Below are 12,758 nucleotides of genomic sequence, written 5' to 3' on the forward strand. Positions count from 1 at the left end.
TCTTGCCTCGTGCTTAAACCGTGCTTTTATAGGGCATATTATGGGAATCAATCCAAAGCGAAGGCGGCCAACTTATGAACAGGCGTGGAAAATCGAACGCTTCGAACGACAACCGACCCCCGGTTCAAGAGACCGACGCCTTCGATCTGGAGCCGTCGCAGCCGATCAGCTTCGACCTGGACGAGAACGAGCGCACGTTCCAGGATCTGTTCCGGCATTGCTCGGATATCGTGTTTCGCGATCTTGAGGTTCAAGGCCGTACGAAGCTGCTGATTATGTTCACCGACGGCATGGTCAACAGCGATATTTTGCAATCCGCCGTCTTAAAGCCGCTCCTGTACGAGGGGCTGCCGCAAGGGCTGGGCATGATCGACAGCATCGCCGAAATGTGCGGACGCGAACTCATGAGCATCCTTCAAGTGAAGAAAAGCTCCGATGTCTTCGAAATTGCAGATCTCATCTTGAGAGGACATACCGCTTTTCTGGCCGACGGGGAGAACGAGGCGCTGCTGGCGGACGTCTCGAGCTTCGAGACGAGAAGCATCGAGGAGTCCACCAACGAGGCGACGCTTCGCGGCGCAAGGGAAAGCTTTACGGAACTGCTCCGGACGAATACGACGCTGCTCCGCCGGATCATCGTAACTCCGAAGCTGAAGCTGGAAGCGTACCGCGTCGGCAAGCTGACGAATACGGAAGTCGTCGTCGCCTACATCGAAGGAAGCGTTGCGGAACCTGTGCTGAAGGAAGTGCGCGACCGTGTCCGGCGGATTCGTCTCGAAGGCGTGCTCGAATCGGGGTATATTGAGGAGGCGATCGAGGACACGAATTATTCGCCGTTCCCGCAAATGATGAGCAGCGAGCGCCCCGACGCCGTAGCGGCTGGACTTCTGGAGGGCAAGGTAGCCATTCTAACGAACGGCACTCCGAACGCGCTCATCGTGCCCATGACGTTCTGGGATGGCCTGCAGGCGCCCGACGACTACTTCGAGCGCTTTATGTACGTCACGCTGAATCGTTGGATCCGATATGCTTTTGCCATCTTCTCGGTCTTGTTTCCATCGATCTATATTGCATTGACCAGCTTTCATCCGGAGATGGTCCCGCCCAAGCTGATGCTGAGCATCTCCGCTCTTCGGGAAAAGTCGCCGTTTCCGACGGTCATCGAAGTCTTCATCATGGAGTTCATGTTCGAAGGCCTGCGGGAAGCGGGCATCCGCCTGCCCAAGCAGATCGGTCCGCTTGTCAGCATCGTCGGCGCCCTGGTCATCGGACAGGCGGCCGTTCAGGCCGGCATCATCTCCGCGCCGATCGTCATCGTCGTATCCGCCGCCGGCATCTCCTCTTTCGTCATCCCGCGGTACCGGTTCGGCATTCCCCTGCGAATGCTGCGCTTTCCGCTTCTGATTCTTACCGGCATGTTCGGTTTATTCGGCATCGCGCTTGGTTTGATCACGATTCTCGTTCACCTGATCCATCTCAAACCGTTCGGTACGGCCTATTTGAGTCCGGTGACGCCGATCATGTTCGGCCGAATCAAGAAGGTTTTTGTCCGTTTCCCGCACAAGCGTGCCATGAAGGCCAATCCCATCCGAGAGGGAGATTCGCCATGAAGCGAATCATCAAGCTGGGGATCGTGCTCTTCTTCGTCATAACGTGCACGACGGGATGCTGGAACCTGACGGAACCGGACGAACTTGCTTTCATTACCGCCGCGGGAATGGACGCCGCGCCGGACGGACGGATCGAGATCAGCTCTCAAATCGCGGTTCCTTCGGCAATCGACGTCCAGCAGAATCAGAGCAGCATCGGCAAAAGCTTTCTCGTCGTGAGCGCCATGGGCAAAAATGTGATGGATGCGGGCCGCACCATGCAAGGAAAGTTGTCCCGCAGCTTATTCTACGAGCATCGCCAGGCGATTATCTTTGGACAGAGCATGGCCCAGCGCGGAGTCGGAGATATGCTCGACATGTTCGTACGCAATCCGAAGTCGGAAATACGTTCTACGGTAGCCGTCGTAAAGGACGGAACGGCGAAAGATCTGCTGAACATCAAGCCGAAGTTCGATCCCTTCTCGGGCCTGGCGATTCTCCGCGTCCAGTCGTCGGTAGGTTCGACTCCGTATTTCTATCGGCATTTTCTATCCGATGCGTTGAACGAAGGCATGACTCCGCTGGTGCCGGCCTTCCATATCGTCGGTAAGAATGAATTTGCCTGCGTGGGCGCGGCTATGCTCGACAACACGGCCGACTTGAAATTGAAGGGGTTTTTGAACGCGGAGCAATCGTTTCTCGCTTACTGGATGATCGGCAGACAATCGACGATCTCCGTTACCTCGGTTGTCGACCGCGACGGCGGGCTCGCAACCATAAGATTGGGAAGCTTGAAAAGCCGCATCCGCGTTATTCTGACGGATAGCGGCAAGCCGGCCATCGAAGTTCGTTTGTCCGGGGGGGGCTCCGTTATCGAGAACAACTCAAACTTGGATCCGTCCAAAGGCCCCGATCGGCGGATCATTGAACAGAAGCTCTCCGATTCAACCCGCCAAAAGGTGGAGCAATTGATCGATCAGGTCCAGCACCAATACAAAACGGACGTGTTCGGGTTCGGCGATCACATCCATCGCCGTTATCCTCAGCGATGGAAGACGTTGAAGAGAGATTGGGACCAAAGCTTTTCCAAACTTCCGGTATCGGTTCAAGTTACCCTGCATGTGAAGGATCCCGGGCAGAGCAATTCAGCCATGAAGCGGTTCATCTAAGAGAAGCCGCGAAAACAGGAAGTCCGATCAGGAGAGATCACCGTGAAAATAACCGGCACCCAGCTTTTCTGGATCTTGTTTACGGTCGAAGTCGTCATGGCCGTATGGCTCCGAATTTCGCCTGCTATTGAAGTATCGCGGCAGGATGCATGGATTTCCATGCTGGTCGCGGGGATGATCGGAGCCGCCATTACCTTTCTGGTCGTTTGCCTAAGCTTGCAGCATCCAGGGCAAAGCCTGGCCGTGTTCAGCCGCAAGCTGCTCGGCAAATGGGTAGGCGGCCTGCTTGTCCTTCCTTATTTGGCCTCCTGGTATATCCTGGCGGGAGATGTCCTGCGCACGTTCGCCGATTTCGTTCATTTGATCCTCCTCGACCGTACGCCTCTGTGGGTCATCATGTTCCTGATGGCAGCCATGATGACGGTAATGACGGGTGCTATAGGCATGAACGGCATCGCCCGATTTTGCGAGATCGCCGGCCCCCTCACGCTGATCACGTTGATCCTCAGCTTCTTGCTTAACATCGGAAATGTGAACTTGTCGAATCTTTTTCCAGTCATCGCCGATACGGGCTGGAAAAACATTCTCAAGGCTGCTTACCCTCCCGCCTCTTTTTTTGGCGAGTCGTTCCTGCTGCTCGTCATCGTGTCGATGGTGCAGCGTTCGGACAAGGCGCTTTTGCGATCCATGACGAGCATCATAACCATCGTCGGAATCGTGCTCGTCTCGACGATCATGGTGCTGTTTGTCTTCGGACCGAACGTATCGGCCAAGATGAGATTCCCGTATTTCACGCTTGTAAGGTCGATCAACATTCTCGATTTCATCCAGAACGTGGACATCTTCGTTCTGTTCATCTGGGTGTTCGGCGTTTGCGCCAAAATATCGTTCTACCTGTTCCTCACCAGCTTCGAAATGGCCAATTGTCTCGGCTTGAAAAACTGGCGCAAGGTCGTCTGGTTCAGCGCGCCTCTCATCGTGGCGATCGCAGTGGCGATTCCGAACGAAACGGCGATTGAAATGCTGCAGAAATTGTGGAGATTGATTGTCATTCCCTTGTGCGGCATCGCCATCCCCATGCTGCTCTTGCTCGCGACAGCGATCTCCAAACGCCGGGAGGCTCGTCGCCTTTAACCATACACAGATGACGGTCGAAGATGTATACTCCTCTCCAATCGAAATCAACCTGATCGATTAACCGATCATGAAAAAAGCCCGCATGTTTGCGGGCTTTACTCGAGCCAATGCTTCTACTTCGCCTTCATTCCAATTCGTCTGATTCTGCACTCAATGTGAATTTCGACCGTTATGTTTTCGTACATTTCTTCCCATTTTTCTTTGCTCTTCACATACTTTCGCCAGTAACCCGGTTTCTTGGCGCGCAACTGTTCGCCGAAGCCGAAAATATCGCTATGCGCACGCTGCGTCTTCTCGATTAATCCTTTCACATGTTTGGAAACACTTTCCTCCACTTTTTTGTTGAGTTCCATCAATAACTTTGGATCGTTGACGATCAGATCCTCGCTGTTTTTTTCTTCAAGAATAAACTCGTCGAACACATTAACCGTGAAGTGCGGCATCTTATTTCGAATATCGACTTTGATTTGCGATTTACGCGAATACGCTCCGATATTCACTACCTGCTTTGAGTTTCCAATCTTGAATAATCCGCGGTAACCGCCCGGATTCATTCCCATAATGGACATATACGACGAGATCTCGATTGGGCTCGTAACGCCAACAAAGCGATCCTTTTGGAAGTAAGCAAGGCCTTTGATTTCGACGTTTTGTTCTTTTTTCATCTCTACATAGGGCAGGTAACCCTCTTGCCCTTTTCTCGACGATCGGCTCCAAAACATGCCGATGTAATTTGCAGGAAATTTGCCCATCCGGACCGCGCTGTCCATCGTTGCCATTAAATAAAGGGTCGGGATCCGTTCCAGCTCCGGCGTCGACTTCATGAATTCCAGCGCATTGCCCTTGGAGACCATCATCCAGGCCATCCGTCTCAACTGAGGATTGCGCCGTAAATAATCGTTCAAATTTTGCAGCCCTTTGCGGGCCATCGCTTCCGAGACAACGATGACCCGCACATGGCCTAAAAACAGCTCCCCGGACAACTGCTGCTGCAAATTCATCAGCGCATCGTCGACCGTATAGCCCGGAACGTCCATCACCCAAACCGTACGGTTCGATGCCGAACGTCCGCCTCCGCCTCCTTCGCCGGGACCGAGCGGAATTCTTCCCGGAACCGCAATCTGGACTCCGAGCCGGATCATCGTCCTCCCCGGCTCCAAATAACTGCCCGGAAGATGAGTAATTTCGTCCACATGCTCCGCCTCGGAAGGTTCGACCGTATCCACGGATATTCCGAGAACCACCGCCCGGTCTTCGATCTCCAAGCGGTCCCAGCACCCGGTCAGCGCCGGCACCGCTGTAAGCAAAGCCGTGAACAATAGGATGGGTTTAGTCCAAGCAGCTGTAACCTTCAGAACGGATTCCCTCATTTCTTCCGGGACCATGAAAAACGAGCAACGATGTCGGCTAGCTCCATCCCGGCGAATGCCCGCTTGTTTCATTCTTTGGTTTAATGCAGCTGTTTAAACATGGAAGCCGGCAGCATCTCGGGAATTCGCCATGCTCAATAGCCGATCATCGGGATGGATTGCGACTGCCTGGCGTAAGGCTCCGCCTCACCGTTCTTGACCTTGTAGAGGATCTTGGACGTTTCATAAGCCGCGGCCATCAGTTCGGGATAGGGCTGCATGCAGATGTCGACCATGCCGATCTGGTAATTCTCGCCGTCGTACCTTCCCAGGCAGAACTGATCGTTGTACTGGAACCAATGCGCGCCTACGCCGTAGGGATGGGCGGCTACCTTCTCCACGAAGTGCCGCCACATCACGCCCCGTTCCTCCTGATTGACGACGCCCTTCAGGCCGGTGGCGGACAAACCCCGGTCGAGCGCTCCGCAATGGTATTCTCCCAGCAGAATCGGCAGATCGACGCCGGCGTTCTTGACAAAATCCATATCCCGGGTCGGATCGAAGTCGTAGCAGTTGATGGAGAATACGTCGAAATATTCCCAGCCCGCCATCATGTCGAGATTGTACGCCTTGGACCACCTCAGACCCAGGTTCAAATGATTCGGATCCACGGATCTGCACGCGAGGGAAGGAATCTTGACATATTCGCGAATCAGATGAGCCGAGTATTTCCGGATATCCGGCTGCGAGCCCGGATAGGCGGACGAGCAGTTTTCGATCGGCCGCTCCAGATCGGCGAAGCCGGCGAACCGGGATCCCCAGGCCCGATTCAAGGCTTCAATGGTTCCATAGGCGATCTTCAGAAACTGAATCAAACCGAGTCGGCAATACGTTTGCGCCGGATGGCGCAGAACCTCGTCCGCGATGGCCAGCCCTTCCACAAAGTTGAACTCCGGCTCGTTCCGAAGGAAATAACCGATCAGCCACGCGTCGTTTTTCCATTCTTCAAGCGTCCGGGCGTACACTTCCGACTTTTCGCGGTATTCGGGCGACAGCACGTCGGGGAAATCTCTGAAAATCAAAGCGTTCGTGGTCGGAAAGCCCGGAAGCTCCCGCACGTAAGGCAGCTTGCTTCGGCCGTCGTTGACGCCCAGTCCCGGAAAATTCCCCTGGGAGTTTATCCCGCTCTTCATCAGGACGCGGTAGGAGATCTCCTCCCACTTCTCCCGCCATTTGTCGCCGTACACTCTTTTCAAATTCAGAGCCGTGAAGCTGATCGCTTTAAACCGGTCCAAAGGCATGTATGCGGCGCGGCGGATCGTCCCGCTGCTGTACAGCTCCTTGAATTCCGGGTCCTCCTCGTCCGGGAGCCAATCGCACACCGGCTCGAAGCTGTCCACCCGGCACCGGTCGCCCGGACGAGTTCCGCACGGGCCCAGGGAAAAATAGTCGCAGCCGTCCGGATCCGTCAGATGCCAACGCCCGTCCTCCGATTTGAAGGTGGAGAAGAAGCCCGTTCCCTCCTTCAGCTTCCGCCCGGCGTCGCCGCCCCACCGGTTCCATTCGGGAAACGGATATTCGGCCGCACCTTCATGGGCTTGCAGCGCCGCGCTTAATTCCTTCATCGAATGAATCTTGCCGGGCCATTCCTTCTCCTTCCATTGGCCGAACTCATCGACCATTTTCCGCTGGGGAAGCGGAAAATCCTCGGGCTTCTCATCCGTCAAATAAAAGTTTTCAAACCGCAGCTTCACATCGTGGAAGGCGCGCTCTATACCGAGCTCGAACCGATCGACCTCCCGAATGTCGGTGCGCTGGCCGTGAATGACCAACTTGAGCGTGCCTGGCGTGCGGTTCGTGAAGATCGTGCTGTTGTCCAGCCAATGAAGATCGAGACAGATCCTGGTCTTGAATTTCGGCAGAAGGCCAAAGCGCATAAAGATCCGCTCCTTGACGGCTCCCGGCAAAAAACAGCGGAACATCATCGCGGCCGAATGCTCCTCCAGCACTTCGACGTCGCCGACAATAAAGCGCTTCCCGGAATGCTTGACTTCGTGCAGCGAGATTCCGCCGCCTTCGGCTCCCAACGCAACCTCGCAGCGATCGGCGCTTCGGTAGAGGAATACCGCATCCCTTGCGTCCGAACGTTCAAAATCGATCTTCATTTTCTCATCTCCATTCGGAATCGGTTACCCTCATCATAATCCAAACGTCCTTGAATTCAATGGAGATATCTACGAATGTATCGACGACCGCAAAAAAGGCTTCAGCCGCGAGAGCTGAAACCTTTGGTGCGATGAGACAGCGTTATTTGGCCAAAGCATCTTTCTCCGTCTTGACGGATTCCAGCGTTACCCCGTCCGTGCTGAAGATAGACCCGTCATCCGAGACATATTGGTATTCTTCCGTATCGCTGCTGAAGAGCTTGAAGGTGCCGGTGGAATCTTCATAAAGCTCTTCCTTGGCCGGAAGGCCGGTCTGCCGATCGACATACACGATGTTCTGCATATTGGCCAGCGTGTTGTCATCGATATAGGACTGATAGCTGTTCATGAGCTTGTTCAGAGTCTTCCCGTCGGGCGTTTGCCCGGTGCCGACGGAAGTCCAATAGTCGGCTTTGTAATTCTGCTTCACGCCGCTGAAGCCGAGCGTTTTTTTCTCCAGAATATCGAATGTGTGCGAATCATCCGTTCTCTTGACCCATTTTCCGCTGATGGGATCGCCGTTAGAATTACGTTGAATCACGACCATGTCGCTGCCGTTGAGGAAATAAGTGCTTCGATAGTCCAGAAGCTGATGATCGGCCGAATAATCCTTTACATCCGTTCTGAAATTTTTCGTTTGCGGATCATACCAGTTTTCCAAAGTGAAGTTCTGGCTGCCGTCGGTTCTCGAATAAGTATCTTTGCTGTACTCGATCGTCCCTTGGGCTTTGTCCGTTGCGACCGGCGCATCCGTCGGCGCAGACGCCGTCATGACCGTATTTTTCGGAATCGCGTCGCTTCCGTTTGCCGCGAATGCGGAGATAGTGCCGAAGCTGGCTACGACGAGCGCCGACGCCAGGACCGTTCCCGCTACTTTTTTGCTTTTGACTGCTTCGAGAAGTTTCATGTCTTTCCCTCCGGATTTGTGATTTGCGTTTGGAATGCGCAGTTCCTACTTGCACTTTCATTATAAGAACGCGATATTTCATAAGGATCGGCAAGTTGTAAATTAGTTGTATCATCCGGCAAGAGGATCCGGACAATGGTTCCTTCGTTCAGGCGGCTCTGAATGTCGAGCTGCCCCTTATGCAGCCGGACGATCTCGGCGCAAATGGCCAACCCCAGTCCGGCGCCGCGATTCGGCTGCGTACGGGACCGCCCCGCGGTGAAGAACGGCTCGAACACCTTCGGGATATCTTCCTGCGGGATCCCGATTCCCTCGTCTTGCACTTCGATGACATATCGGGAGTCCTCAGTCCGATAGCCGCGGAAAAAGATGCTGCTCCCGGCTTTCGAAGCTTTGATGGAATTGTCGATCAGATTGGTGCAGAGGATTTGGAGCAAATCCTTTTCCATCGGAAGCTTCGCGGTTTCCACGGACATCATCAGCTCCGCCTGCGCCTTTTCCAGCTGCGGTCTCATCGTTAGCGCGATCTCTTCGAATACCGGCCCGATCTCCCCGACGGTCATGCGGGGCTGGCTGTTTTCAACGAGGATGAGGTCCATGAGCTTAAAAGCGAGGCTTTCCAGCCTTTTTCCTTCGCCGTAAATATAATGGAGGGATTTGTAAAACACTTCTTCCTTAAATGGCGTCGTTCTAAGAAAATCGGCGTAACCGATGATCGAAGTAAGCGGCGTCTTTAATTCATGCGTCAAGTAATGGATAAACCGCTGCCTGTTCCGGTCAGCCGTCTCCAAGGCCACGACTTTTTCCTCGATCGCCTCGGCCATGGCGTTGAAATTTTCCGACAGCAGGCCGATCTCGTCTTTCGACAGCACATTGACGCGATGCGAATACTGGCCCGAAGCGATCGTCTGAGCGGATCTGGTGAGCTGGCGGACGGAACGTGTCAGGAACCAGATCAGGCCGTACAAGCCGCCGGCCAGGACGACGGCGATGACGATGTTGATTTTGACAAAATTCCGGATCTGCGCTTGTTTATCCTCATAAATGCCCGTCAAATCCCGGATGTACGTGAGCTTGAAATCGCGCCCGCTCACAGCGAGTTCGCCGGAGACAAACAGAACGCTCCTGCGGCCGACGCTGCGAATGATGTATTTTCTGACGGCGGGTTTTTCATTATCCAGCTCCGGTCTCGGGCCGGCAATCGTTTCGGAGAAGTTGGAAAATACCGTCTGATCGCGCTCGTTTCGGATTTCAATGGAGACATGGTCGGGGTCGAAGGATTTCAGATACTTGGAGGCGTTCCGGCTAAAAAAATCGTCGGCGTCTTCCTTTGAGGTGTTCAAAAGCTGGTTCAGGTTGTTGAAATACGACCAATCCGACTCCATCCGGGCGGATAAAACCTGCTGATCCGATAACCCTCTGTCGACCTCCCTGACCAGATTCTGATTGAAGTTATGCTCGATCAGGCAAAAGGAAGAGGCGTTGAACAGCACTTCGAACAAGAGGAAGGTGCCCCAGAACACTTTCTGCCAGAGCTTCATGGGAGAACCTCTAGCCGATAGCCGAATTTGTAGACCGTTTTAATAAGGTCTTCCCAGCCCAGTTTTCTCCGGATCTTCTGGATATGAATATCGACGGTCCTCGTCTCGCCGCCGTACTCGTAGCCCCAGACGAGCTCCAGAATTTTTTCCCGGGACAGGGCTTTGTTCCGGTTGCCCAGGAGAAGAAGGAGCAGCTCGTATTCCTTCATCGTCAGCTCGATGACGGCGCCGTCCCGCTTGACCGTGCGCTCCTCCAAATGAATCTCGAGGCCGCCGCAGGCGATCCGATCGCTCTTCCTGCCGTAACGGCGAAGCACCGCTTCGATTCGGGCCAGCAGCTCCATCGCTTCGAACGGCTTGACGATATAATCGTCGGCCCCCATCTTCAATCCCTTTACCTTCTCGGCAAGCGCGTTTCGGGCCGTCAGGAAGATGACCGGCACTTCAATGCGCCGGAACCGTTCCATCAGCTCGTACCCTTCCATGTCGGGGAGCGAGATATCCAGCAAGATCAAATCGGGCGTAAACCCCGAGAGAACGCTTTGCGCGTCTTTGCCGCTATAGGCCTGCCGGCATTCGTAGCCCGCCAATTCCAGATTCAGTTTGATCAGGTCGGAAATCGCCGGGTCGTCTTCGATGATGATCATTTTTTGCATTCCGATACCTCTCCGCTAATCTGTTCTTCTCTTTATGATAGAGGAAAACGGCGCGCGAACCTATGTCCAAGTTGTAATTAAGTTGTAAAATAACCCCACAAACTAAAAAAAAGAGAGGACAGCTCGTGTCCTCTCCCTATCGCTCCTGGAACGATTACTTGCCCGAGCCTTCCGCAATCTCCTGCACGCGGTCCACCATGGCGTTCGCGTCTGCAAGCGTAACGCCGTCCTTCGGATGGAAGTTGCCTTCCGAGTCCAGTTCGACGATCTTAAGAGCAAGCGCCGTCTGAATGGCGCCTTGGTCCGGAAGATCGATGTCGTCGTTATCCTTGATCTCGACCGCGATCAGATTCAGCATCGGCAGCTTGCCGCCCGTTTGAAGCGTATGGATCAGCAGGTACGTGAACGATTCGCGGGTCACGACGGCATCCGGATCGATCTTGATCTGCAAATTCGCCTCTTCCCCGACAACGCCCTTGATCAGCTGTACGGCTTGTTCCATCGTGAGAGCCTCACTCTCGCTTCCTTGCTCAGGTACCGAGTGGGCTTGCAGATAACTCAAAGCGTTGCTGATCTCGACAGCCGCTTCCGCGCGGGTGATTTCCTTCTTCGGATTGAACATCCCGTTGGAATCCAACTTCGCCACGCCGTAGTTCAGAGCGCGCTGAATCGCTCCGGAGTAATCGGGCGTAACTTGGTCCCGGTCCTTGAAATCCGCTGCAACCGGCTTCACCATCGGAAGCTTGCCGGTCGCTTCGATCGCATGAATGAGCTGGTACGTGAAGGCTTCTCGCGTCATCTTCTCATTCGGTTTCAGATCGGCCGGCAGTTCCAGTCCGTTGACCGCGGCGACGATCATGGCGTCGGCATACCAGGCGGAATCGTTGGCATTCTTGAAGTAGTCGGACGCTTTGGGCTCCTTGAGAAATCGGACCAGATCCAGATTCAGGCCCAGCGCGCTGACGATCATCTGCGTGCTCTCCGCCTGGGTGACGGTTCGATTCGGAGCAAACAATTCCGCGGTAATTCCCTTGATCAGACCGCTGTCATACAGCGCCAGGATCTGGTCCTTGCCTTGCACGCTGTTCAGATCTTTAAAAGTGGCGGCGGAGGCGAAGCTCTGCCCGGCGATACTGAGCGCCAGGACAGCGGCTGCGGACAGCGTAACGATTTTGTATGGCTTTTTCATAAAAATTCCACCTCTTGGAGTCGTGTTTGTCTTGCGTGCCATCATAGACGGCGACTCCGTAAAAAAGGTTTCTTCGTTTACTCAAATTTTACAATTTACTTTAAAAAGTAAAATCAGTCCCGATGACCATAACGTCAAGGGGACTGACTTTGTCTAACATGAAGGGATCATCCTTTATGCGCGCTGAAAGCCACGCCTTCGATGAAGCGTCTCTGGAAGAGGAAGAACAGAACGATCATCGGAATGACGGCCATGAACGCTCCCGCCATCAAGATCGGATAATTCGTGCTAAACATGGAGACGAGCGTAGCCAGCCCCGATGATAAAGTGAGCTTATCGGGCGAGCTATTGATGATAAGCGGCCATTGCAATTCGTTCCACGACCACAGCAGTTGAATGATGACGATCGCGACCAAAGCGGACTTCACCAAGGGCAGCATAATGTATCGGAACGTCTGAAACGGATTGCACCCGTCCAGAATCGCGGCTTCCTCGAGCTCTTTGGATATGCCGATAAAAAATTGCCGCAGCATAAAAGTGGCGAACGGGCTGACCAGCGAGCAAATCCAGAGGGCCGTTACCGAATTGACCAAGCCCCATTTGCTCATAAGCAGGTATTGCGGCGTGTAGAAGACGGGATTCGGCACCATCATGACGGATATGATGAGGAAGAACAGAAGCGTTCTGCCCGGGAACCGGATTCGCGCGAACGCGTAAGCGGCCATCGAGCTGAACAGGACGGGGAACAGCGTCTTCATGAATGCCGCGAAGATCGTGTTCAGGTAATAATGCGTAAAGTCCGACTTCTCGAACGCTTTCGCGTAGCTGCTAAAATTCCAATGAGACGGAAAAATGACGACCGGAATCTGGGTGGCTTCGGTTACGGTTTTGAACGAGGTCAGGATCATCCAGACGAAGGGGACGATCATGACGACGGACGCCGCGATCAGCACCAGGTGAAGGATCCAGTTGGAATTGCGCCGGACGGTTTGACTGCGATTCGCCATACTCTTCTCC

Annotated in this window: 10 protein-coding genes; 3 read left to right on the plus strand and 7 right to left on the minus strand. The window is 54.1% G+C overall.

Translation table 11 applies throughout. The annotated features are described in order from the left end of the window. The first annotated feature begins 74 nt into the window (after positions 1-74). Genes H7C18_RS27395 through H7C18_RS27405 form a run of 3 tightly spaced genes read left to right on the plus strand, consistent with a single transcriptional unit; the run spans position 75 to position 3,892 of the window. Entirely contained in the window at positions 75-1,610 is a 1,536-nt protein-coding gene (locus H7C18_RS27395; RefSeq protein ID WP_185132319.1) for a spore germination protein, read from the plus strand. Next, positions 1,607-2,758 carry a Ger(x)C family spore germination protein gene (locus H7C18_RS27400; protein ID WP_185132320.1) on the plus strand — a complete coding sequence of 384 codons (1,152 nt, stop codon included), beginning with the start codon at positions 1,607-1,609 and terminating at the stop codon, positions 2,756-2,758. Before H7C18_RS27395 ends, H7C18_RS27400 begins: the two co-directional genes overlap by 4 nt. 42 nt (positions 2,759-2,800) lie before the next feature. Next, positions 2,801-3,892, plus strand: coding sequence for an endospore germination permease (locus H7C18_RS27405; protein WP_185132321.1), 1,092 nt, complete (start codon positions 2,801-2,803; stop codon positions 3,890-3,892). 116 nt (positions 3,893-4,008) lie between these two features. Here the strand turns inward: H7C18_RS27405 and H7C18_RS27410 are convergent, their stop codons facing one another. The 7 genes from H7C18_RS27410 to H7C18_RS27440 all read right to left on the minus strand — a co-directional run bounded on the left by H7C18_RS27410 (position 4,009) and on the right by H7C18_RS27440 (position 12,748). Continuing rightward, positions 4,009-5,160: a Ger(x)C family spore germination protein gene (locus H7C18_RS27410; RefSeq protein ID WP_238357995.1), complete on the minus strand. Its 1,152-nt coding sequence runs from the start codon at positions 5,158-5,160 to the stop codon at positions 4,009-4,011. A 239-nt stretch (positions 5,161-5,399) separates the two neighbouring features. After that, the gene (locus H7C18_RS27415) at positions 5,400-7,409 is read right to left on the minus strand and encodes a beta-galactosidase (protein ID WP_185132323.1); all 2,010 of its coding nucleotides are present in this window, start codon (positions 7,407-7,409) and stop codon (positions 5,400-5,402) included. Positions 7,410-7,551: 142 nt separating this feature from the next. After that, positions 7,552-8,355, minus strand: a complete 804-nt coding sequence (locus H7C18_RS27420) for a hypothetical protein (RefSeq protein ID WP_185132324.1) — start codon at positions 8,353-8,355, stop codon at positions 7,552-7,554. Then, positions 8,352-9,896, minus strand: a complete 1,545-nt coding sequence (locus tag H7C18_RS27425) for a sensor histidine kinase (protein ID WP_185132325.1) — start codon at positions 9,894-9,896, stop codon at positions 8,352-8,354. Before H7C18_RS27425 ends, H7C18_RS27420 begins: the two co-directional genes overlap by 4 nt. After that, positions 9,893-10,552, minus strand: coding sequence for a response regulator transcription factor (locus tag H7C18_RS27430; RefSeq protein ID WP_185132326.1), 660 nt, complete (start codon positions 10,550-10,552; stop codon positions 9,893-9,895). The genes H7C18_RS27425 and H7C18_RS27430 overlap by 4 nt, the downstream gene beginning before the upstream one ends. A gap of 154 nt (positions 10,553-10,706) precedes the next feature. After that, the gene (locus H7C18_RS27435) at positions 10,707-11,741 is read right to left on the minus strand and encodes an S-layer homology domain-containing protein (RefSeq protein WP_185132327.1); all 1,035 of its coding nucleotides are present in this window, start codon (positions 11,739-11,741) and stop codon (positions 10,707-10,709) included. A 167-nt stretch (positions 11,742-11,908) separates the two neighbouring features. Beyond that, a complete protein-coding gene (locus H7C18_RS27440) occupies positions 11,909-12,748 on the minus strand; it encodes a carbohydrate ABC transporter permease (RefSeq protein WP_185132328.1) in 840 nt (279 codons plus the stop codon). Between the last annotated feature and the right edge of the window lie 10 nt (positions 12,749-12,758).

The organism is Cohnella zeiphila (assembly GCF_014212055.1).
Classification (GTDB): Bacteria; Bacillota; Bacilli; order Paenibacillales; family Paenibacillaceae; genus Cohnella; species Cohnella zeiphila.

Bases quoted from the DNA above. Each gene is read 5' to 3' on its own strand.
- H7C18_RS27420 (WP_185132324.1), bottom strand. From the start codon at position 8,355: ATGAAACTTCTCGAAGCAGTCAAAAGCAAAAAAGTAGCGGGAACGGTC.
- H7C18_RS27440 (WP_185132328.1), bottom strand. From the start codon at position 12,748: ATGGCGAATCGCAGTCAAACCGTCCGGCGCAATTCCAACTGGATCCTT.
- H7C18_RS27430 (WP_185132326.1), bottom strand. From the start codon at position 10,552: ATGCAAAAAATGATCATCATCGAAGACGACCCGGCGATTTCCGACCTG.
- H7C18_RS27415 (WP_185132323.1), bottom strand. From the start codon at position 7,409: ATGAAGATCGATTTTGAACGTTCGGACGCAAGGGATGCGGTATTCCTC.
- H7C18_RS27435 (WP_185132327.1), bottom strand. From the start codon at position 11,741: ATGAAAAAGCCATACAAAATCGTTACGCTGTCCGCAGCCGCTGTCCTG.
- H7C18_RS27395 (WP_185132319.1), top strand. From the start codon at position 75: ATGAACAGGCGTGGAAAATCGAACGCTTCGAACGACAACCGACCCCCG.
- H7C18_RS27400 (WP_185132320.1), top strand. From the start codon at position 1,607: ATGAAGCGAATCATCAAGCTGGGGATCGTGCTCTTCTTCGTCATAACG.
- H7C18_RS27425 (WP_185132325.1), bottom strand. From the start codon at position 9,896: ATGAAGCTCTGGCAGAAAGTGTTCTGGGGCACCTTCCTCTTGTTCGAA.